This is a genomic window from Salmonella sp. SG203 (genome assembly GCF_013350575.1).
Taxonomy (GTDB): Bacteria; Pseudomonadota; Gammaproteobacteria; order Enterobacterales; family Enterobacteriaceae; genus Salmonella; species Salmonella enterica.
In genome coordinates this window covers 23,368-43,628 of record NZ_SNMT01000009.1, presented here as the reverse complement: position 1 = coordinate 43,628, position 20,261 = coordinate 23,368, and the positions used below count along the sequence as shown (strand labels likewise).

The following is a 20,261-nucleotide window of genomic DNA, read 5'->3' as shown; positions in this document are numbered from 1 at the left end:
TGTAAGGGGAATTCCGTGAAACCTGCTGCTCGTCGCCGCGCCCGTGAGTGTGCCGTCCAGGCGCTTTACTCCTGGCAGTTGTCCCAGAACGACATCGCTGATGTTGAATACCAGTTCCTGGCGGAACAGGACGTAAAAGACGTCGACGTTCTCTATTTCCGTGAACTGCTATCCGGGGTGGCGACTAACAGCGCGTACCTGGATGGTTTAATGAAACCGTATCTGTCCCGCCTGCTTGAAGAGCTGGGACAGGTTGAAAAAGCCGTGCTGCGTATTGCGTTGTTTGAGCTGTCAAAACGCAGCGATGTGCCTTATAAAGTGGCCATCAACGAAGCGATTGAACTGGCGAAAACCTTTGGCGCTGAAGACAGCCACAAATTCGTCAACGGCGTACTGGATAAAGCAGCTCCGGTGATTCGTCCCAACAAAAAGTGATTCACAGGCCGGAAAGATAGCGGGCGATGGATACCCGCCGTCTCCGGCCTTTTCTTTTTTTCTGCTGAGGCATAACGTATGGCATGTGGCGAGTTTTCCCTGATTGCCCGTTATTTTGACCGTGTAAGAAGCTCTCGTCTTGATGTTGAAACCGGTATTGGCGACGATTGCGCGCTCCTGAATATTCCTGAAAAGCAGACCCTGGCGATCAGTACCGATACGCTGGTGGCGGGCATCCATTTCTTACCCAATATCGATCCTGCCGATCTAGCGTATAAAGCGCTGGCGGTGAATTTAAGCGATCTGGCGGCGATGGGCGCCGATCCGGCATGGTTAACGCTGGCGCTCACGCTTCCTGACGTCGATGAGGCGTGGCTTGCCGCGTTCAGCGACAGCCTGTTTGAACAACTGGATTACTACGACATGCAGCTCATTGGCGGCGATACCACGCGCGGCCCGCTGTCGATGACGCTCGGTATTCATGGCCTTGTGCCAGCCGGTCGGGCGCTGAAACGTTCTGGCGCAAAACCGGGCGACTGGATTTATGTTACTGGCACGTTGGGCGATAGCGCTGCCGGGCTGGCGATTCTACGGGGTGATTTTCGCGTGGGAAGCTGGGGGGATGCCGACTATCTGGTCAAACGCCATCTGCGCCCGACGCCGCGTATTTTACAAGGACAGGCGCTACGCGATCTCGCCAGTTCGGCGATCGATCTTTCCGACGGTTTGATCTCCGATCTTGGTCACATTCTGCAAGCCAGCAACTGCGGCGCGCGAATCGATTTGGAGGCGCTGCCTGACTCCGAAGAACTGTGGGGACATGCCAATGATCCCGAACAAAAGCTTCGCTGGATGTTATCCGGCGGCGAAGATTATGAACTGTGCTTTACCGTCCCGGAGCTGAACCGTGGCGCGCTGGATGTCGCGCTTGGTCATCTGGGCGTGCCGTTTACCTGTATCGGGCAAATGACGGCGGATATCGAAGGGATCGCCTTTGTGCGTGACGGAGAACCTGTCACTTTTGACTGGAAAGGATATGACCATTTTGCCACGCCATAAAGATGTTGCGAAAAGCCGCCTGAATTTGCGCAATCCGTGGCACCTGCTCGCTACCGGCTTTGGCAGCGGGCTGAGCCCTGTGGTGCCGGGCACGATGGGCTCGCTGGCGGCGATCCCCTTCTGGTATTTGATGACGTTTCTGCCGTGGCAGCTTTATTCGCTGGTCGTGATGTTTGGGATCTGCATTGGCGTTTATCTTTGCCATCAGACGGCGAAAGATATGGGCGTACACGACCACGGCAGTATTGTCTGGGATGAATTTATCGGTATGTGGATAACGCTAATGGCGTTGCCGACGACGGACTGGCAGTGGGTGGCTGCCGGGTTCGTTATTTTCCGCATTCTGGATATGTGGAAACCCTGGCCGATCCGTTGGTTTGATCGCAACGTGCACGGCGGCATGGGGATTATGATCGATGATATCGTCGCCGGCGTGATATCCGCCGGCATACTGTATTTTATCGGTCATCACTGGCCGCTCGGTATTATTTAAAGGGTTTGCCGGATGGCGGCGTAAACGCCTTATCCGGCCTACCCCCGAACAATATGTCGATTTCGCAGGCCCGATAAGTGCCGCGCCATCGGGCAATGGCAGATTATTTAAATCCCACCACCGGATGCTGTTTGTACGGCGTTTCGAGTTCAGCAATCTGCTCCGGTTTGAGCGTTAAATCAACGGCATTCAGCAACTCATCTAACTGCTCTTCACGCGAAGTGCCGATAATCGGCGCGGCGACGCCTCGTTTACTGAGTAGCCAGGCCAGCGCAACCTGCGCTCGCGTTGCGCCAAGCGCCTCGCTGACGCCAGCCAGCCGTTCCGCTATTTGCGCATCATTTTTATCGCTTTCATCGTATAAATTTTTACCCACGTCATCCGAGACCAGCCGGGCCGTGGTTTCTCCCCAGGGGCGAGTTAAGCGCCCGCGCGCCAGCGGACTCCACGGAATCACGGCGACGCCTTCCTGCCAGCACAGCGGTAGCATCTCACGCTCTTCCTCGCGGTAGATCAGGTTATAGTGATCCTGCATGGTGACAAACGGCGCCCAGCCGTGTTGTTTTTGTAGCGCCAGCGCTTGGGCAAATTGTGAGGCGTGCATTGAGGAAGCGCCGATATAGCGGGCTTTACCCGCCTTCACCACGTCGTTTAGCGCTTCCAGAGTCTCTTCTATCGGCGTGGTGTAATCCCAGCGGTGGATTTGCAGGATATCGACATACTCCATTCCCAGACGGGTGAGGCTATCGTCAATAGAGCGCAGGATTTGCGCGCGGGACAATCCTTCCGGCAGATCGCCGACGCGATGGAAGACTTTCGTCGCTACCACCACCTCGTCGCGCCGGGCGAAATCACGCAGCGCGCGGCCGACAATCTCTTCGCTGCTGCCGTCGGAGTAGCTGTTGGCGGTATCAAAAAAGTTAATGCCGCCCTCAAGGGCGCGCTTGATGATGGGACGGCTGCTCTCTTCGGGAAGCGTCCAGGCGTGATTGCCGCGACTCGGCTCGCCGAATGTCATACAGCCCAGACAAAGGCGGGATACCCGAAGATCTGTATTTCCTAACGTGTTGTATTGCATGACTCCGCTCCTGTTATACCCGTCACTCTTCAAGCATAGCAGGAGCAAAGAGGGGATTATGCCAGCCAGGCCTTGATTTTGGCTTCAATGCCTGCGGCGTCAAGCCCCAGTTCCGCGCGGGCTTCTTCCTGCGTTCCTTGCGGGATAAAGAAATCCGGAAGACCGATATTCAGCACAGGTACAGGTTTACGATGGGCCATTAGCACTTCGTTTACGCCGCTGCCAGCGCCGCCCATAATGGCGTTTTCTTCCAGCGTCACCAGCGCGTCATGCTGCGCGGCCATCTCCAGAATTAACGTGTCGTCCAGCGGCTTAACAAAGCGCATGTCGACCAGCGTGGCGTTCAGCGCTTCGGCGACTTTCGCCGCCTCAGGCATTAAGGTGCCAAAGTTCAGAATCGCCAGTTTTTCGCCATGACGCTTCACAAGGCCTTTACCAATAGGCAGTTTTTCCAGCGGGGTTAGCGCCACGCCCTGCGCATTACCGCGTGGATAACGTACTGCCGTCGGGCCGTCGTTATAGTGATACCCGGTAAATAACATCTGGCGACATTCGTTTTCGTCGCTTGGCGTCATGATCACCATATCCGGGATGCAGCGCAGATAGGAGAGATCGAACGCGCCCTGGTGTGTTTGCCCATCCGCGCCAACGATACCGGCGCGATCGATGGCGAACATGACCGGCAGTTTCTGGATAGCGACGTCATGGATGACCTGATCGTAGGCGCGTTGCAGGAAAGTAGAGTAGATCGCCACGACGGGCTTATAGCCGCCAATCGCCAGACCTGCGGCGAAGGTGACGGCATGCTGCTCGGCGATAGCGACGTCAAAATAGCGATCCGGGAATTTACGTGAAAATTCCACCATGCCGGAACCTTCGCGCATTGCCGGGGTGATCGCCATCAGCTTGCTGTCTTTGGCGGCAGTTTCACACAGCCAGTCACCGAAGATTTTTGAATAGCCTGGCAGACCGCCGCTGCTTTTCGGCAAACATCCGCTGGAAGGATCAAATTTAGGCACCGCATGGAAAGTGATCGGATCTTTTTCCGCGGGCTCATAGCCGCGGCCTTTCTTGGTCATGATATGCAGGAACTGCGGGCCTTTCAGGTCGCGCATGTTCTTCAATGTGCTGATAAGCCCCATGACATCGTGACCATCGACCGGCCCGATGTAGTTAAAGCCCAGCTCTTCGAACAGTGTGCCCGGCACAACCATGCCTTTAATATGTTCTTCGGTACGCTTGAGCAGTTCTTTAATTGGCGGTACGCCGGAGAAGACCTTTTTTCCGCCTTCGCGCAGAGAAGAGTAAAGTTTACCGGAAAGTAGCTGCGCCAGATGGTTGTTGAGCGCGCCGACGTTTTCCGAAATCGACATTTCATTGTCGTTCAGAATGACCAGCATGTCGGGTCGGATATCGCCTGCGTGATTCATTGCTTCAAACGCCATACCGGCGGTGATGGCGCCGTCGCCAATCACACAGACGGTGCGGCGATCTTTGCCTTCTTTCTCCGCCGCCACGGCAATACCGATACCGGCGCTGATGGAGGTGGAGGAATGCCCAACGCTCAGCACATCGTATTCGCTTTCTCCGCGCCACGGGAACGGATGCAGACCGCCTTTCTGGCGAATGGTGCCGATTTTGTCGCGACGACCGGTAAGGATTTTATGTGGATAAGCCTGGTGACCAACATCCCAGATTAGCTGGTCAAACGGGGTGTTGTAGACATAATGCAGCGCCACGGTAAGTTCTACCGTGCCCAGCCCGGAAGCGAAGTGCCCGCTGGAACGGCTTACGCTGTCGAGTAAGTAGCGGCGTAGCTCGTCGCAGAGTTTCGGCAGACTCTCTTTCGGTAACAGTCGTAACTCCTGGGTGGAGTCGACCAATGCCAGGGTAGGGTATTTGGCTATATCAAAACTCATCGCAAGCTCATTGGATATGGGGTTTATTTATCACGCTGGATTATGTAGTTCGCTAGCGCTTCCAGTGCCGAGGTGTCCAGTGATTGCGCGGCCAGCTGATGTAACGACTGACGGGCGTCCTCTATCAGGTCCCGGGCTTTATTCCGGGCTTGCTCAAGACCCAGAAGTGCAGGGTAGGTACTTTTGCCAAGCTGCTGGTCTGCGCCCTGACGTTTACCTAACGTTGCAGTATCGCCCACCACATCCAGAATGTCATCCTGAACCTGGAAGGCAAGGCCGATACTCTCTGCATAGCGGTCAAGTATCGGCAGAGTATTCCGTCCTTTATCGCCCGCGCTCAACGCGCCAAGTCTAACGGCGGCGCGAATGAGCGCGCCGGTCTTATGGCGATGAATGCGTTCCAGCGCGTCCAGAGTGATCCGCTGGCCTTCTGCCGCCAGATCCAATGCCTGACCGCCGCACATACCGGCGATACCGCTGGCGTTCGCCAGTTCGGCGATCATCGCGATACGATCGCGATCGGCGACTTCCGGCATCGGCGCGTCGCTGATAATGGCAAACGCCAGCGTCTGCAACGCGTCTCCCGCCAGGATTGCGTTGGCTTCGCCAAATTTAATATGGCAAGTTGGCAGGCCGCGACGCAAATCGTCATCGTCCATTGCTGGCAGGTCGTCATGGATCAGCGAATAGGCATGAATGCATTCGACCGCCGCAGCTGGCGCATCCAGCGTTGCCGTACTGACGCCAAACATTTGACCGGTGGCGTAAACCAGAAATGGCCGCAGGCGTTTACCGCCTAATAATGCGCCATACTGCATGGCTTCGACCACGGGAGTGTTCTGAAAGGGCAGTGGCGCGATAAAACGGCTCAGCGCCTGATTCGCTTGCGTTACGCAAGCCTGTAGCTGCTGCGTAAAGTCCATTTACTCATTATCCGCGATAAAAGGCTCAGGTGAAGCCTCTTCATTATCAGACAGCAAAATTTGCACGCGCTGTTCCGCCTGCTGCAGTTTTGCCTGCCCCTGACGCGCCAGTTGTACGCCGCGCTCGAATTCATTCAGCGCGTCTTCCAGCGGCAAATCGCCGCTTTCCAGGCGGGTAACAATATGTTCCAGCTCGCTCAGCGCAGTTTCAAAGCTGGCGGGCGCCTCATTTTTCTTCGGCATGATGACTGTTTGACTCTCTGTAATGGCAGCACAAGTCTATGGTAACGGACTCACACTGATAAGCAAATAACGCGCAATGGTAAGGGGAAATGCGCAAGATGTCCGTGATAGTGATATACTTCCGCGCCTGGATGCAGCCGTAGGTATGGGCTGCTGTACTATTTCTCCACGACAAGCCTTAGATTGCTTGCTAAAGAACCATTGCCGCCATGAAGTTTATCATTAAATTGTTCCCGGAAATCACTATCAAAAGCCAATCTGTGCGTTTGCGCTTTATAAAAATTTTAACCGGGAACATCCGTAACGTTTTAAAGCACTACGATGAGACCCTCGCGGTTGTCCGTCACTGGGATAACATTGAAGTTCGCGCCAAAGATGAAAACCAGCGTCTGGCGATTCGCGACGCGCTGACCCGCATTCCGGGGATTCACCATATTCTTGAAGTCGAAGATGTGCCGTTCACCGATATGCACGACATTTTCGAGAAAGCGTTGGCGCAGTATCGCGAACAGCTTGAAGGCAAAACCTTCTGCGTGCGGGTAAAACGTCGCGGTAAGCATGAGTTTAGCTCCATTGAAGTGGAGCGCTATGTTGGCGGCGGATTAAATCAGCATATTGAATCGGCGCGCGTGAAGCTCACTAACCCGGATGTGACGGTGCATCTGGAAGTGGAAGATGATCGCCTGCTGCTGATCAAAGGGCGTTATGAAGGTATTGGCGGTTTCCCGATTGGCACCCAGGAAGACGTGCTGTCGCTGATCTCCGGCGGTTTTGACTCCGGCGTCTCCAGCTATATGCTGATGCGTCGCGGCTGCCGCGTACACTACTGCTTCTTTAACCTTGGCGGCGCGGCGCATGAAATCGGCGTTCGCCAGGTGGCGCATTACCTGTGGAACCGCTTTGGCAGCTCCCATCGCGTGCGTTTTGTGGCGATTAACTTCGAACCGGTGGTCGGCGAGATTCTGGAGAAAGTTGACGACGGCCAGATGGGCGTGGTGCTCAAACGTATGATGGTACGCGCGGCGTCGAAAGTGGCGGAACGCTACGGCGTACAGGCGCTGGTGACCGGCGAAGCGCTGGGCCAGGTGTCCAGCCAGACGCTAACCAACTTGCGCTTGATCGATAACGTGTCTGACACGCTGATCCTGCGCCCGCTGATCTCTTACGATAAAGAGCACATTATCAACCTGGCGCGCCAGATTGGTACGGAAGATTTTGCCCGTACGATGCCTGAATACTGTGGCGTGATTTCAAAAAGTCCGACGGTGAAAGCCATTAAAGCGAAAATTGAAGCCGAAGAAGAAAACTTCGACTTCAGTATTCTCGATAAGGTGGTAGAAGAAGCGAACAACGTCGATATTCGTGAAATCGCCCAGCAGACCCAGCAGGAGGTGGTGGAAGTAGAAACCGTGAGCGGTTTCGGCCCGAACGACGTGATTCTGGATATCCGTTCTGTGGATGAACAGGATGACAAGCCGCTGAAAGTGGAAGGTGTGGACGTGGTTTCGCTGCCTTTCTACAAGCTGAGCACTAAATTTGGCGATCTCGATCAGAGCAAAACCTGGCTGCTATGGTGCGAACGCGGCGTAATGAGTCGCCTGCAGGCGCTCTATCTGCGCGAGCAGGGGTTTGCCAATGTGAAGGTGTATCGCCCGTAATTCCTTTGCCGGGTGGCGGCTATGTCCTACCCGGCCTACCGTTTTATTTCTGCCCCAACCGTTTTGCAATGCGCTCCAGCTTCATCATCAGCAGCAGCGTCATGGCCACCAGCACAATGGTCAGCGCCGCGCCGTCGGCGATATTTCCACGGTCGGTCAGGCTAAAGATAGCCACCGGCAGCGTCGTCCAGCCCGGCGGATAAATCATCATCGTCGCGCCCAACTCCCCCATGGAGAGCGATAAACTCAGCGCCAGCGCTGACATCATCCACGGCATCAATAACGGCAACGTCACGTGACGCAGACGATACCAGGGCGATGCCCCCAGACTCGACGCGACGTTTTCAATATCGGCGGAAATTCGCGCCAGTCCGGTCGACACGTTACTGAAGGTAAAGGCGGAAATCAGCACAAAGTGCGCTGTCAGCACAATCCATAGGGTGCCGTTCATTTGCAATGGCCCCTGGCTGAAAGCAACCAGAATGCCCAGGCCTACGGACACTGACGGAATCGCACTCGGCAGATAGAACACCATACTTAACCATTTCTGCGTTTTCACCCCATATTGACGCAGCGCCAGCGCCGCCCAAACGCCGCAAAGCAGCGCAAACAGGCTGGCGCAAAAGCCAATCGTGAGGCTGGCAAGTAGGGCATCCCATGCCGCACCGTGCAGAGCGTTAACAAAGTGGTTCAGCGTGAAGCCACTCGGCAGAATACCGTTCCACTGCTGGCTAAGGCTGGACATCAGAATCACCGCCAGCGGCAGGAAAAAGAACACGATAAACAGTACGCTAGCCACAACGCCCGCCGCTGCGCGTCCTTTAGGTGACCAAATTAGCATGGCTGGCTCCTTACGCCGGTACGCGATGCCGCCAGGCGATAGAGGGAGAACAGCCCCAGCGACAAGACAATGTTAATCAACGCAATCATGCAGGCGACCGTATAGTCGGACTCCAGAATCGCTTTGCTGTAAACCATCATCGGCAGGGTGTTAACCCCTTTCGCGCCAATAAACAGTACGATGCCAAACTCGTTAGTGGTTAACAGCAGGCACAGGCTGCCACCAGCCATCAGCGCCGGTAGCGCCGCCGGGAAAATCACCTGCCCAATCACCCGTAACGGGTGCGCCCCCAGAATGCTGGCTGCCTCTAGCTGGCTTTTATCAATTTGCCGCAGCGCGGCCATCAGTGGCCGCATCACCAGCGGAGTGAACACCGTGATCTCCGCCAGAATGACGCCCTGCATCGAGTAGAGAAAATCCACCGGCGGTAGCTCAAAGGCAAACAGGCTCATCAGCGTACCGTTGAGCAGACCCGCTGACCCATAAATAAAGGTGAACGCCAGCGTAATCAGGAAGGTCGGCAGCGCAATAAAAGTATCGACGACCCGACCAATCAACTCGCTTCCGGGGAAAGGAATAAACACCAGAATCAGCGACATCACGCTGCCCAGCAGCAGGCAACCGGCGGTGGCGAAAAAGGCGATTTGCAACGTGTTCAGCAACGCGCCGACAAAGCGTTTCGAGTCGACCACCTGGCGGAAGGTCTCGAGCCCGATGTCGCCATTGGCACCGCGTAGCGCCTGTTCAACGATGAGCGACAGAGGCCAGAAAAACAGCGTCGCCAGCACCAGCAACGGGAGCAGCAGCCACAGCAGCGGGCGTAGGTTAAGCGCCGGTTTTTCCAGAGGTAAAATGAGTGACATGGTTATACCTCAATCAGGACCGCATCATCCGGTTCGAACCACAGCGCCAGCTTGTCGCCCACGCGCGGCAGCGGATTGACATGCGTCAACACCATCCGCACCGTTTCGCCAGCAATGTCACACAGCAGATGGGTTAAATCGCCCTGCCAGTGCACCGATTGCAGTGTGGCGTTGAAGCGGTTGCTGTAGGCCGAACGCGGCGTCAGGCTGAGGTGCTGAGGACGAATGCACAGCAGTTTGTTGTAACCGTGGTGGCTGCCCCGGCTGAACGCGCGAATCACCGCACCGCCGCAGCTGACGTCCACCAGCCCCGGAGCCTCCGTTATCCCCAGCGCGATGGCGGAGAGAATATTGGCGCGGCCTAAGAATTCGGCGGCAAAACGATTGGGCGGATGCTGATACAGCGCGCGGGTTTCGCCGTGAGCAATCAGCGAACCATCCTTCATAATGCCGATTTTATCGGCCAGGGTGAGCGCTTCCGTTTGATCGTGGGTGACGTAGAGAATAGTGAGTTCCGGCAGCTCACGGTGAAGACGGGCGATTTCTTCCACCATATTATGACGAATCTGTGCGTCCAGCGCTGACAGTGGTTCATCCAGCAACAGCACGCGCGGGCGCACGGCAATCGCGCGGGCGATGGCCACGCGTTGCTGCTGGCCGCCGGAAAGTTGATGCGGATAACGGGCGGCGTAATCACTCATGCCAACCGTTTTCAGCGCCTGCGTTACACGCTCATTAATTAGCGCCTTTGGCTGCTTCTGCGCACGCAGGCCAAAAGCGACGTTGTCTTCCACTTTCAGATGCGGGAACAAGGCGTAGTTCTGCACCACCATCGCCAACCCGCGTTTATAGGGTGGCAGATGGGTGACGTCCGTATCGCCAATCAGAATACGACCGCCTGCAGGTTGCACAAAGCCCGCAACCGCACGCAGCACCGTCGTTTTTCCAGATCCTGATGGGCCAATCAGCGCCAGCACTTCGCCAGGTTCAATCGTCAAAGAGAGCGGTTTAAGCACCACGTTGCCGTGATACGCAACGCGCAGCGAGTCGAGGACTATCCCCGATGTCCCCTGCGATGCAGGGACGTGAACGGCAGTCGTTTTCATCAGCATCAGGCTTACTCGCTTTCGGTCACTTTGTGCCAACGGCTAATATCTGCCGACAGCGAAACGGCTACGTCATCCCAATTTGGCTGCCAGCTCTGCACGCCTTCTAACGCGGCAGTGGCGGTCTTGTAATGTTCGTCGCTCGGCGTCACGTCGCTGCGTACCGGCATTCCCCAGGAGAGTTCGCTGACGCGAGTCTGCGCTTCTTTACTCAGCAGGAAGTTAATCAGCTTTTTACCATTTTCACTCTGCGGCGCCCCCTGGACCAGGCCAATGACATAAGGGATGGCCAGCGCGCTGCGCTCGCCTTTGTCGTTGGCCGGCCAGAAGATTTTCACGTTCGGGTTACGTTCCATCTGCGCGAGGTTCATTTGCAGGTCGCCGTTAGCGACGTAGATTTCACCTTTATTAACCAGCGCGGTTAGCTTGCCGGTAGAGGCAGATGGCCCGACGTTATTGGCCTGCAGCTTGCCGAGATACGCAAAACCGGCATCTTTACTGCCGAAGCTGTGGAAAGCCTGCAGCATCACCGCCGTGCCGTCAGCGGCCTGACCTGGCGTGGAATACTGGAGTTTATTTTTGAATTTACCGTCAAGCAGATCCTGCCAGCTCGCCGGGGCAGTTTTCAGCAGCTTGCTGTTGTAGATAAAGCTCAGATAGTTCTTTACCAGCGGCGAATAAAGGTTGTTGGCATCGGGGATAGCCGAGGCGGCGTCGGTGTTAAAGTTCGCCAGCAGCTTTTCGGCGGCGGCGCGCTGAATGAATGGCGGCGCGGTTACCAGCACGTCGGCCTGTGGATTCGTGCGCTCTTTTGCCAGACGTTCCACTACCACGCCACCACCGCCTTCAACATAGCGTACGGTAATGCCGGTCGCTTTGGTGAATGCGTCAAACTGCACCTGGTACCAGCTGTTATCGCCATCGTGCAGCCCGTCGATGGAGTACACCGTGACCACTGATTCCGCCCATGACGGGGCGCTGGCGAGAGCGAAGACAGACAGCAGAGCAAGTCGGGAAAGTTTCATCGTAATAGCCTCATAGCGTACGTTGCATTTTCTGGCCTATACCAGGTTTGCTTTTTACGCTAAACGGCTTATATGACAAAACGATGAAAGAGAAATAAATCAGTCCACGCCGGATGATGCTGCGCTTATCCGGATAGCCGTGAGACGATACGATTGACAGGCCGGATAAGTCCCGCAGCCAACATCCGGCGCACCCGCTAGTGGGTATCTACCTCAATGCGCAGGCTGTCGTGACGCCAGTATTCGATATCCAGATCCAGCACTCGCCCGTGTTGATCGTAGTTCAGACGGCGCAGTAACAGCGCCGGGCGCCCTTCCATAACGCCCAGCGCCTGTGCGGCCTGCGCAGGCATGGCGGTGGGGTAGAACGACAGATGCATGCTGGTATAGACGAGGTTGTAGTGCGACTCGTATACCTCGGTCAGGCTGCCGTTGAGATCGTACTGCAGCAGCTCAGGCACGCGGGCGGGCAAACAATGGTTTTCGCAGTAGCACACGGCGCGGCCATCGGCGTAACGCAGACGGGTCAGCAGATAGATTTGATCAAACGGCTGGAGCTGGAGGGGCTCCATGACCTCGACAGGCACGGTGGTTAACACGCCGCTCAGTAGCGCGGTTTTTGGCTCCCGCCCCTGCTCGCGGCAAAGCTTATGGAAGTTGGTGTTCTGGGTCGGATCCAGCCACAGGCGTTCCGGCGTAACGAACCAACCGCGACGATCGGCGCGCCAGATAAGCCCACTGGACTCCAGCTGCGCCAGGCTTTCACGAATAGTAATGCGCGTGGTGTTGAAGATCGCGCACAGTTCGCGTTCAGACGGCAGTTTATCACCGCTTTTCAACGCACCGCTCTGAATACGCGCCTGAAGCTGCGCCTTGATCAACAGGTACTGCGGGATATCGCCCGGGATAGATTTCATGCTTACTCGCTTCCGTTTTGCCTGCCGCCATTATACAAGCAGAGATGAATTTTTTGTTGCAGCGCGATTTTCTCTTTGACCCGTCGCGGCAAAGATCGTCATGATAAATGCAATCTGGTATAGACCAAAGGTAAATAACATGACTTCGCGTAACTATCTGCTGCTGACTCCTGGCCCACTCACCACCTCTCGCACCGTGAAAGAAGCGATGTTGTTCGATAGCTGTACCTGGGATGATGATTACAATATCGGCGTGGTGGAACAGATCCGCCAGCAGCTGACCGCACTGGCAACGGCCTCCGAAGGCTACACCTCCGTACTACTGCAAGGCAGCGGTAGCTATGCTGTGGAAGCCGTACTGGGCAGCGCATTGGGGCCGCAGGATAAGGTGCTGATCGTCAGCAACGGTGCATACGGCGCACGAATGGTCGAGATGGCCGGCCTTATGGGTATCGCCCATCACGCTTACGACTGCGGCGAAGTTGCGCGCCCGGACGTGCAGGCGATCGACGCGATCCTCAACGCCGACCCGACGATCAGCCATATCGCCATGGTGCATAGCGAAACGACCACCGGGATGCTCAACCCCATTGATGAGGTGGGCGCTCTGGCGCATCGCTATGGCAAAACCTACATCGTTGACGCCATGAGCAGCTTCGGCGGCATCCCCATGGATATTGCAGCATTACACATCGACTATCTGATCAGCTCCGCTAATAAATGCATCCAGGGCGTGCCGGGTTTTGCCTTTGTGATTGCCCGCGAGCAAAAACTGGCCGCGTGCAAAGGGCGTTCCCGCTCGCTGTCGTTAGATCTCTACGCCCAGTGGCGCTGCATGGAGGATAATCACGGCAAATGGCGTTTTACTTCGCCCACACATACCGTCCTGGCGTTTGCACAGGCGCTGAAAGAGCTGGCGAAAGAAGGTGGCGTGGCGGCACGTCATCAACGCTATCAGCAAAATCAGCGCAGCCTGGTGGCCGGAATGCGGGCGCTGGGCTTTAACACGCTGCTGGATGACGAACTTCACTCGCCCATTATCACCGCCTTTTATTCACCGGAAGATCCGCAGTATCGCTTTAGCGAATTTTATCGCCGCCTCAAAGAGCAGGGCTTTGTTATCTATCCAGGCAAGGTGTCGCAAAGTGACTGCTTCCGCATCGGCAACATTGGCGAAGTATATGCCGCCGATATCACTGCCCTGCTGACCGCCATTCGTACCGCCATGTACTGGACGAAATAAGGAACCATGATGAACCGTATTCACGCTGTTATTCTCGACTGGGCGGGCACCACCGTCGATTTTGGCTCCTTCGCGCCGACGCAAATTTTCGTCGAGGCGTTCCGTCAGGCATTTGATGTGGAGATCACCCTCGCCGAAGCACGCGTGCCAATGGGGCTGGGTAAATGGCAACACATTGAAGCGCTGGGAAAATTACCTACTGTTGACGCGCGCTGGCAGGCAAAGTTTGGCCGCTCCATGAGCGCAGCAGATATTGATGCCATCTATGCCGCTTTCATGCCGTTACAGATTGCTAAAGTTGTCGATTTTTCTTCTCCTGTTGCCGGAGTTATCGACACGATCGCGACGCTACGAGCCGAGGGTATCAAGATAGGCTCCTGCTCCGGTTACCCACGAGCGGTGATGGAGCGCCTGGTTCCCGCCGCCGCCGGGCATGGTTATTGTCCGGATCATTGGGTGGCAACGGACGACCTGGCCGCGGGTGGTCGTCCGGGGCCGTGGATGGCGCTGCAAAACGTGATTGCGCTGGGCATTGATGCGGTCGCGCACTGTGTGAAGGTAGATGATGCCGCGCCGGGCATTAGCGAGGGGCTTAACGCGGGGATGTGGACGGTGGGGCTGGCGGTATCGGGTAACGAATTCGGCGCAACATGGGACGCCTATCAGACAATGTCGAAAGAGGACGTTGCGGTCCGCCGCGAGCACGCGGCCAGCAAGCTGTACGCCGCCGGGGCGCATTACGTGGTGGATTCACTGGCGGATTTACCTGAGGTGATTGCGCATATTAATGCGCGTCTGGCGCAGGGCGAACGCCCGTAAAATAACTGCCGGATGGCGCTGCCGCTTATCCGGCCTACAGACTGTACCGTTTTGTAGGCCGGATAAGGTGTTTACGCCGCCATCCGGCAATCATTCTTATTCGTAGTAGTTATAAATCCCCGCCGCCATCACCAGTTGCGAAGCCACTTCATGCGCTTTTTCACGACCAACCAACAGGTCGATGATTTTCAAGCCAAAATCGATAGCGGTACCCGGTCCCTGGCTGGTTAATAATTTTACCCGCGCATCCCACACCACACGCTTATCCTGCCACTGTTCGGCGGGGATCTTATCTTTCAGCGCCGGAAAACCGGTCATATTGCCGATAGGGAAGATATCGTGCGGCACGAGCACTGTAGCGGCTGCGGCGCAAATGGCTGCGACAATGCGCCCGGAGCGGTGAAACTGTTTTACGGTTTCGACCAGCAGCGGGCTGTCGCGAAAGCACTCGGCGCCTTTAATTCCGCCGGGCAACACGATGATGTCATAATCGCCGTCGGCAACTTCAACCAGCGGCGCATCCGCCAGCAGCTTCACGCCGCGCGAGCAAACAATCGTCAGGTTGCCATCGCTGGCGACGCTGGCGGTAGTGACGTGGATTCCGCCGCGAACCAGCAGATCGATAGTGGTGACCGCTTCGGTCTCTTCACTACCAGGGGCGAGGCATACCAGTGCCTGAGCGCTCATACTCACTCTCCTTTCGCTTTACCATTTCAAACAGGCGGCTATTTTCCGGAACGGCGAGACCGTGCACGCGGGCGCGCTTGAGTAAATAACCGGTGATGTAGTCAATTTCGGTATGGCGCATGGCACGCACGTCCTGCAACATGGATGAGATGTTTTCTGCCGTACTGTCAATCACTTGCTCAACATAATAGCGTAAATCGTCTGCCGATGTGTGGTAGCCTTCACGTTCAATCACGGCGGCGACCTCTTCGCAAATCGCGTTGATTTCATCAGGATGATGGCGCAGCTCGCCGTTCGGGCAGTTCCAAAGCGCGGTGAGCGGGTTGATAACACAGTTGACCGCCAGTTTGCGCCACATCTCTGCGCGGATATTGTTATGCCAGGCGACATCGGGCAGTACCCCCTGCAGGATATCGGCGAGATAACTGTAATCGCCGTCTTGCTCGCGCGCCGGGCCAATATGCGTAGTACCGTTAGCGACATGAATAATGATATTACCGTCGCGGCGCGCAGCATGGGTGATAGTCCCCATCAACATCGGCTGTTGGATATTTTGCAGCTCTTCTATGGTTCCCATTCCATTATGAATGAGCAGGATAGGCGACGTCACCGGTAGGGTTGACGCCAGGGTTCGTACTGCGTCGGAAACCTGCCACGCTTTCAGCGTGACTAACAACAGTTCGCTCTTCGCCAAAAAATCCGGATCGTTTGCCGTCAGTGATTCGTTGAAAAAGGAACCATCGGTATCGATCAGATTTACGCTGCAATAAGGTTGTGGCACTCGTAGCCAGCCCTGTACGTCATGTCCATGTTTGCACAGTGCCGAAAGCCAAAGTTGTCCTAAGGCTCCGCATCCCAGTACAGTAATTTTCATTGTTCCTCCTCACCTGCAACAGCGCCAGGTGTTATGGCGCTAATTATAGCGTCATCAGCTAAGCTTCTCGTTAAGCCTCGTTGCAGGTATTATGCAACGCAACGAAAATGAAGGGAGAAGAAAAGATGCCATCTTTCGATATTGTTTCTGAAGTTGATCTGCAGGAAGCGCGTAACGGCGTGGATAACGCGGTTCGCGAGGTTGAGTCTCGTTTTGACTTTCGTGGCGTAGAGGCGACTATTGAACTGAACGATGCCAATAAAACCATCAAGGTGCTGAGCGAGTCCGATTTCCAGGTCAATCAGTTGCTCGATATTCTGCGCGCCAAGCTGCTTAAACGCGGTATTGAAGGCGCTTCGCTGGATGTACCGGACGAGTTCGTGCATAGCGGTAAAACCTGGTATGTGGAAGCGAAGCTGAAGCAGGGCATTGAAAGCGCCGTGCAGAAGAAAATCGTCAAGCTGATTAAAGACAGCAAACTGAAGGTGCAGGCGCAAATTCAGGGGGAAGAGATTCGCGTGACGGGCAAATCACGTGACGATCTGCAATCGGTAATGGCGCTGGTTCGCGGCGGCGATTTGGGCCAGCCGTTCCAGTTCAAAAACTTCCGCGATTAAGTTGTTATGCCGGATAGAGCCTCGCCGCCATCCGGCAATGCAGTATCATCATTTGCTGATAAGCTGTTCAACTTCAAAGCGATTGGTCACTTTGCTGTCGATTTTGACGTAAGCGGAATGCTCTTCCGCCACGATCAGCGCTTCGCTTACGCCTTTCATTGCCAACAGTCGCTGTTTTAGCCTGTCGTCAGCAACGATATCCGCTGGAATTTCCACGCGCAGGCTGCTGACATAGGGCGGCTCTTTCATGGTACTTGCCACTGCCAGCCATATCATCGCCAGTACGGCCCCGGCAAGGAAAACGGTTTGCCCATCAAACATGCCGTCTATCCAGCCGCCCAGCGAGCCGCCAAGCGCCACGCCAAGAAACTGACTGGTAGAATAGACGCCCATCGCCGTTCCTTTATACCCCGCGGGCGACTCTTTGCTAATAAGCGAAGGCAGCAGCGCCTCCATCAGATTAAAGGCGAGGAAAAAGAGTTGTACGCCAATCACCAGCTCCCAGAAATGCTGGCCCGCTCCCCACAACACGATTTCTGCGACGATAATGAGCCCCACGCAAAACAGGAATACCTGCTTCATCCGCCGTTTGACTTCAGCATAGATGATAAAAGGCACGACGGCGGCAAAGGCGATCACCATGGTTGCCAGATACACCTTCCAGTGTTCGGCGGCAGGGAAACCGGCATCGGCAAGCTGGCCGGGCAGGGCGACAAAGGTGGACATCAATAAAATATGCAGACACATAATGCCGAAATTGAGCTTGAGCAGCCTCGGCTCCGCCAGCACTTTACTGAAGCTGCCTTTGACCATCCCGGATTCGCGATTCAGCACATGGTTGGTACTGTTGGGAACCACCCAGATCGTCAGAAGAATGCCCAGGGTGGCGAGGGCGGCGATCATCCAGAACAACGCGTTCAATCCCAGACTATGGGTAACAATCGGCCCTAATACCATCGCAATCGCGAAGGTGATACCAAAGCTGACGCCGATAAACGCCATCGCTTTGGTGCGGTTTTGCTCTCGGGTCAGATCAGACAGGAGCGCCATGACGGCGGCGGCAATAGCGCCGGACCCCTGTAGCGCTCGCCCCAGAATAATGCCCCAGATAGAGTGGGAGAGCGCGGCAATGACGCTACCCGCGACAAATACCGCCAGTCCGCCGACAATCAGCGGTTTACGGCCAATGCGGTCGGACAACAGCCCAAAGGGAATTTGAAAGATAGCCTGCGCCAGCCCGTAAATACCGATCGCAATGCCGATTAATGCTTCGCTGGCGCCCTGTAGCGCCATACCGTATGTGGTCAGTACTGGTAGAACCATAAACATGCCCAGCATACGCAACGAAAAGACGGTCCCTAAACCCCATGTGGCGCGCAGCTCCCCTGGCGTCATTTTATAATCGTTCATTGCCACCTCTGTATAAAAGCTGGGAGTAGTGTAGTGCGGGGAGTGTGCCGGGTAAATAGAGGGTTAATTAGCAAATATTATGTTTTTGAAACAGTTGAGCTAAAAAAGAGATAAATTGTTAACACGATAGGGGCGATCGGGAGAGTCAGCATAGCCTTGTGCTCATTCATATTCCGATCTCCTTGAGCTGTAGTGGCTATCTGAGCCATCTCAGTATAGTGTAGCGGTTAGCCACGGCCTTCAGGCTGTGCGCGCTGTTGCTCCATGTCGCAATAGCAGAACTCGTCAAGCCAGACTGTCAGCGAACCGCGCTGCCTGAGTGTGGCTGGCCGGTGGGTGACTTTAAAATTTTGCTTTGCCATAGGAAGCCGATTCTGAAACGATGGCAATGATCAGAACCGTCCATCTCCTGAAAATTTGATTTATTCAACAACGCCGAGACTGATAGCAAACTTTCTGCGTGATGGCGCGCGTTTATCAGGCAGAAGGTTCGTCATCAGTCTTATTTATTATATTATTCAAGGAGTGAATTAGTTGTGAAAATTAAATTCTTATCATTATGTATTTTAGCGGGTGTTTTATTTGCTAACCAGGTGAATGCATCAGAGAACAACAGTAAAGATGATGTAAAATACGCTGCGCTTACCCAGAAGGATCTTGATGCTTTGCCTGTGGAAAAAAGAGCTTCGGTTCTGGATGAACTGGGGTTTATCCATGAATACGGCCTTAGTGTACCGATGAATCGCGAACGGGCGTTGCAGTATTACAAGCAGGCCTGTGAGCTTGGCGGTAACTACGGCTGTTATAATGTGAAGTATGCTTATCAGTATGGCGACGGAGTGGCGAAAGATAGCGCTCAGGCCAATAAGTATGCTAAGAAAATGAATCTGGATAATTTATTGATTGAGCAAGAATATATTGATAAGTTTTCGCAAGAAATTTTCACGGCAAAAGTATTAGCCGATACGGATAAATCGCAGCGGGCGGCATTTATTAGTATACTAATTCATGCTCTAAATAATAGACCCGAGAGCGATGCGCTTTTTTTTAGCCGTATTGGATTTAACCAGGAAAAAACATTTCGGCTGGCTACGTTATGGTCGCAGGATGGCGACCCGCAAATGGATTATCAACTGGGGCGACTCACCCTTAATGATTTCTCTGGTCATTATGTGGATGAGCCTTATAAAGCCAGGCCGGCCTCGTTGAAATGGTTTCGCGCCGCCGCGGAAAAAGGCGTCGTTGAGGCCCAATCTCTCTTGGGGGGTATTTATTCGGGGGGAGAGGGCGATGAGTGGGGGATTAAGCCAGACATTCAGGAAGCGCAAAAATGGTATGGGCAGGCGTCTGAGCAGGGGGACAGCGATGCACAGATTGCGTTAGGTAAAATCTATTATTCTGGTGCAACAGGGCGCACTGATTACGCTAAAGCGCTGGCATTATTTACGCAGGTTGAAAATGATGGTACTAATTCGCGCTCAACGATGCCGTTGAGTTGGATGTATTATAACGGTTTAGGTACTGCACCTGATTGTGATAAAGCCTGGTCGTATTACAAGAAAGCATCTCGATATGTAGGTAAGAAAGTTGAGGAAAAAATATTTTTGAGTAAATGCGAAGCGGATATTCAGAGTCGAAAAAACAACGCGGATGCTTTACCCAAAGTAACCCTAAAAAAAGAAAGTATTTTCTCTCGCGGGATAACGGCTAAGCCGAAAGAATGCGCACTAATTTTTCAGATTGGCACAGATAAAATCCGTAACATGGCGAATTTGCATATTACGCTTGAGCTGAAAAATGATGATGGAATGGCAACTGAGGAAACGTTAATGATTCCGCCATTCGGTTTGAATACACTGGGGATAGATATGCAAAATCATGATGTTGATCCTCTCGTTACCCCATACGATCTCCCGCTGTATACGCAAGATTTTTGTCACGGTATCGGCGATATCCATTTTACGCTGAAATCCGCTACGGCAACGATTAACGGTAAGAATGTCGATTTGCTGAAAGCTGACAGTGTGCGCTTTTTAGATAAAGAATAAGGG

20 protein-coding genes and 3 pseudogenes are annotated in these 20,261 nt (G+C 54.6%); 9 read left to right on the top strand and 14 right to left on the bottom strand.

What is annotated here, in order from left to right:
• The first annotated feature begins 15 nt into the window (after positions 1-15).
• From nusB to pgpA, 3 genes are all read left to right on the top strand, one after another.
• The gene (gene nusB / locus HV477_RS14305) at positions 16-435 is read left to right on the top strand and encodes a transcription antitermination factor NusB (protein WP_000801129.1); all 420 of its coding nucleotides are present in this window, start codon (positions 16-18) and stop codon (positions 433-435) included.
• A 78-nt stretch (positions 436-513) separates the two neighbouring features.
• Positions 514-1,494: a thiamine-phosphate kinase gene (thiL, locus tag HV477_RS14300; protein ID WP_000752137.1), complete on the top strand. Its 981-nt coding sequence runs from the start codon at positions 514-516 to the stop codon at positions 1,492-1,494.
• Entirely contained in the window at positions 1,472-1,987 is a 516-nt protein-coding gene (pgpA, locus tag HV477_RS14295; RefSeq protein ID WP_000154063.1) for a phosphatidylglycerophosphatase A, read from the top strand. Before thiL ends, pgpA begins: the two co-directional genes overlap by 23 nt.
• Before the next feature lie 4 nt (positions 1,988-1,991).
• Here the strand turns inward: pgpA and HV477_RS29030 are convergent.
• From HV477_RS29030 to xseB, 5 genes and pseudogenes are all read right to left on the bottom strand, one after another.
• Positions 1,992-2,083 (bottom strand): annotated as a pseudogene (locus tag HV477_RS29030) (hypothetical protein); the annotation flags it as partial.
• A 7-nt stretch (positions 2,084-2,090) separates the two neighbouring features.
• The gene (locus HV477_RS14290; RefSeq protein ID WP_001199874.1) at positions 2,091-3,065 is read right to left on the bottom strand and encodes an aldo/keto reductase; all 975 of its coding nucleotides are present in this window, start codon (positions 3,063-3,065) and stop codon (positions 2,091-2,093) included.
• 56 nt (positions 3,066-3,121) lie between these two features.
• Complete coding sequence (gene dxs / locus HV477_RS14285) at positions 3,122-4,984, bottom strand: 1-deoxy-D-xylulose-5-phosphate synthase (RefSeq protein ID WP_000006777.1); 1,863 nt, start codon at positions 4,982-4,984, stop codon at positions 3,122-3,124.
• Positions 4,985-5,007: 23 nt separating this feature from the next.
• Positions 5,008-5,907, bottom strand: coding sequence for a (2E,6E)-farnesyl diphosphate synthase (ispA, locus tag HV477_RS14280; protein ID WP_000348074.1), 900 nt, complete (start codon positions 5,905-5,907; stop codon positions 5,008-5,010).
• Positions 5,908-6,150 carry an exodeoxyribonuclease VII small subunit gene (gene xseB / locus HV477_RS14275; RefSeq protein WP_001124944.1) on the bottom strand — a complete coding sequence of 81 codons (243 nt, stop codon included), beginning with the start codon at positions 6,148-6,150 and terminating at the stop codon, positions 5,908-5,910.
• 209 nt (positions 6,151-6,359) lie between these two features.
• On the opposite strand from xseB, the gene thiI reads away from it, so the two are divergent.
• Positions 6,360-7,808, top strand: a complete 1,449-nt coding sequence (gene thiI / locus HV477_RS14270; protein WP_000668650.1) for a tRNA uracil 4-sulfurtransferase ThiI — start codon at positions 6,360-6,362, stop codon at positions 7,806-7,808.
• 43 nt (positions 7,809-7,851) lie between these two features.
• On the opposite strand, the gene phnV is transcribed toward thiI, so the two are convergent.
• The 5 genes from phnV to phnR all read right to left on the bottom strand — a co-directional run bounded on the left by phnV (position 7,852) and on the right by phnR (position 12,560).
• Positions 7,852-8,649, bottom strand: a complete 798-nt coding sequence (gene phnV / locus HV477_RS14265; protein ID WP_000909792.1) for a 2-aminoethylphosphonate ABC transport system, membrane component PhnV — start codon at positions 8,647-8,649, stop codon at positions 7,852-7,854.
• On the bottom strand, positions 8,643-9,512 hold the full coding sequence (gene phnU, locus HV477_RS14260) for a 2-aminoethylphosphonate ABC transporter permease subunit (protein WP_001658871.1): 870 nt from the start codon (positions 9,510-9,512) through the stop codon (positions 8,643-8,645). The genes phnV and phnU overlap by 7 nt, the downstream gene beginning before the upstream one ends.
• Positions 9,513-9,514: 2 nt before the next feature.
• On the bottom strand, positions 9,515-10,624 hold the full coding sequence (gene phnT / locus HV477_RS14255; RefSeq protein ID WP_079899100.1) for a 2-aminoethylphosphonate ABC transport system ATP-binding subunit PhnT: 1,110 nt from the start codon (positions 10,622-10,624) through the stop codon (positions 9,515-9,517).
• Between the two features lie 5 nt (positions 10,625-10,629).
• Positions 10,630-11,643: a 2-aminoethylphosphonate ABC transporter substrate-binding protein gene (gene phnS, locus HV477_RS14250; RefSeq protein ID WP_023215780.1), complete on the bottom strand. Its 1,014-nt coding sequence runs from the start codon at positions 11,641-11,643 to the stop codon at positions 10,630-10,632.
• Positions 11,644-11,840: 197 nt separating this feature from the next.
• The gene (gene phnR / locus HV477_RS14245) at positions 11,841-12,560 is read right to left on the bottom strand and encodes a phosphonate utilization transcriptional regulator PhnR (protein ID WP_000836268.1); all 720 of its coding nucleotides are present in this window, start codon (positions 12,558-12,560) and stop codon (positions 11,841-11,843) included.
• Between the two features lie 139 nt (positions 12,561-12,699).
• Here phnR and phnW point away from each other — a divergent pair, with 139 nt between their 5' ends.
• The 3 genes and pseudogenes from phnW to HV477_RS29025 form a co-directional block, all read left to right on the top strand.
• Entirely contained in the window at positions 12,700-13,803 is a 1,104-nt protein-coding gene (gene phnW / locus HV477_RS14240; RefSeq protein ID WP_000203959.1) for a 2-aminoethylphosphonate--pyruvate transaminase, read from the top strand.
• A gap of 9 nt (positions 13,804-13,812) precedes the next feature.
• Positions 13,813-14,622 carry a phosphonoacetaldehyde hydrolase gene (gene phnX, locus HV477_RS14235; RefSeq protein ID WP_079899101.1) on the top strand — a complete coding sequence of 270 codons (810 nt, stop codon included), beginning with the start codon at positions 13,813-13,815 and terminating at the stop codon, positions 14,620-14,622.
• Between the two features lie 5 nt (positions 14,623-14,627).
• Positions 14,628-14,710: pseudogene (locus HV477_RS29025) on the top strand (hypothetical protein); the annotation flags it as partial.
• A gap of 8 nt (positions 14,711-14,718) precedes the next feature.
• Here HV477_RS29025 and yajL read toward each other — a convergent pair.
• Entirely contained in the window at positions 14,719-15,309 is a 591-nt protein-coding gene (gene yajL / locus HV477_RS14230) for a protein deglycase YajL (protein ID WP_001275809.1), read from the bottom strand.
• Entirely contained in the window at positions 15,272-16,183 is a 912-nt protein-coding gene (gene panE, locus HV477_RS14225) for a 2-dehydropantoate 2-reductase (RefSeq protein ID WP_000705814.1), read from the bottom strand. The genes yajL and panE overlap by 38 nt, the downstream gene beginning before the upstream one ends.
• A 125-nt stretch (positions 16,184-16,308) precedes the next feature.
• On the opposite strand from panE, the gene HV477_RS14220 reads away from it, so the two are divergent.
• A complete protein-coding gene (locus tag HV477_RS14220) occupies positions 16,309-16,800 on the top strand; it encodes a YajQ family cyclic di-GMP-binding protein (protein WP_001138913.1) in 492 nt (163 codons plus the stop codon).
• Between the two features lie 48 nt (positions 16,801-16,848).
• On the opposite strand, the gene HV477_RS14215 is transcribed toward HV477_RS14220, so the two are convergent.
• Positions 16,849-18,210, bottom strand: coding sequence for an MFS transporter (locus HV477_RS14215; RefSeq protein WP_175065148.1), 1,362 nt, complete (start codon positions 18,208-18,210; stop codon positions 16,849-16,851).
• 230 nt (positions 18,211-18,440) lie between these two features.
• Positions 18,441-18,572: pseudogene (locus tag HV477_RS28440) on the bottom strand (IS5/IS1182 family transposase); the annotation flags it as partial.
• Positions 18,573-18,746: 174 nt separating this feature from the next.
• Between HV477_RS28440 and HV477_RS14210 the strand changes: the two are divergent.
• Positions 18,747-20,258: an SEL1-like repeat protein gene (locus HV477_RS14210; RefSeq protein WP_079899103.1), complete on the top strand. Its 1,512-nt coding sequence runs from the start codon at positions 18,747-18,749 to the stop codon at positions 20,256-20,258.
• The last annotated feature ends 3 nt before the right edge of the window (positions 20,259-20,261 follow it).

Excerpts from the sequence above, each read along its gene's own strand:
- thiL (WP_000752137.1), top strand. The coding sequence starts at position 514 with ATGGCATGTGGCGAGTTTTCCCTGATTGCCCGTTATTTTGACCGTGTA.
- pgpA (WP_000154063.1), top strand. The coding sequence starts at position 1,472 with ATGACCATTTTGCCACGCCATAAAGATGTTGCGAAAAGCCGCCTGAAT.
- HV477_RS14290 (WP_001199874.1), bottom strand. The coding sequence starts at position 3,065 with ATGCAATACAACACGTTAGGAAATACAGATCTTCGGGTATCCCGCCTT.
- dxs (WP_000006777.1), bottom strand. The coding sequence starts at position 4,984 with ATGAGTTTTGATATAGCCAAATACCCTACCCTGGCATTGGTCGACTCC.
- ispA (WP_000348074.1), bottom strand. The coding sequence starts at position 5,907 with ATGGACTTTACGCAGCAGCTACAGGCTTGCGTAACGCAAGCGAATCAG.
- xseB (WP_001124944.1), bottom strand. The coding sequence starts at position 6,150 with ATGCCGAAGAAAAATGAGGCGCCCGCCAGCTTTGAAACTGCGCTGAGC.
- thiI (WP_000668650.1), top strand. The coding sequence starts at position 6,360 with ATGAAGTTTATCATTAAATTGTTCCCGGAAATCACTATCAAAAGCCAA.
- phnV (WP_000909792.1), bottom strand. The coding sequence starts at position 8,649 with ATGCTAATTTGGTCACCTAAAGGACGCGCAGCGGCGGGCGTTGTGGCT.
- phnU (WP_001658871.1), bottom strand. The coding sequence starts at position 9,512 with ATGTCACTCATTTTACCTCTGGAAAAACCGGCGCTTAACCTACGCCCG.
- phnT (WP_079899100.1), bottom strand. The coding sequence starts at position 10,624 with ATGCTGATGAAAACGACTGCCGTTCACGTCCCTGCATCGCAGGGGACA.
- phnS (WP_023215780.1), bottom strand. The coding sequence starts at position 11,643 with ATGAAACTTTCCCGACTTGCTCTGCTGTCTGTCTTCGCTCTCGCCAGC.
- phnR (WP_000836268.1), bottom strand. The coding sequence starts at position 12,560 with ATGAAATCTATCCCGGGCGATATCCCGCAGTACCTGTTGATCAAGGCG.
- phnW (WP_000203959.1), top strand. The coding sequence starts at position 12,700 with ATGACTTCGCGTAACTATCTGCTGCTGACTCCTGGCCCACTCACCACC.
- phnX (WP_079899101.1), top strand. The coding sequence starts at position 13,813 with ATGAACCGTATTCACGCTGTTATTCTCGACTGGGCGGGCACCACCGTC.
- yajL (WP_001275809.1), bottom strand. The coding sequence starts at position 15,309 with ATGAGCGCTCAGGCACTGGTATGCCTCGCCCCTGGTAGTGAAGAGACC.
- panE (WP_000705814.1), bottom strand. The coding sequence starts at position 16,183 with ATGAAAATTACTGTACTGGGATGCGGAGCCTTAGGACAACTTTGGCTT.
- HV477_RS14220 (WP_001138913.1), top strand. The coding sequence starts at position 16,309 with ATGCCATCTTTCGATATTGTTTCTGAAGTTGATCTGCAGGAAGCGCGT.
- HV477_RS14215 (WP_175065148.1), bottom strand. The coding sequence starts at position 18,210 with ATGAACGATTATAAAATGACGCCAGGGGAGCTGCGCGCCACATGGGGT.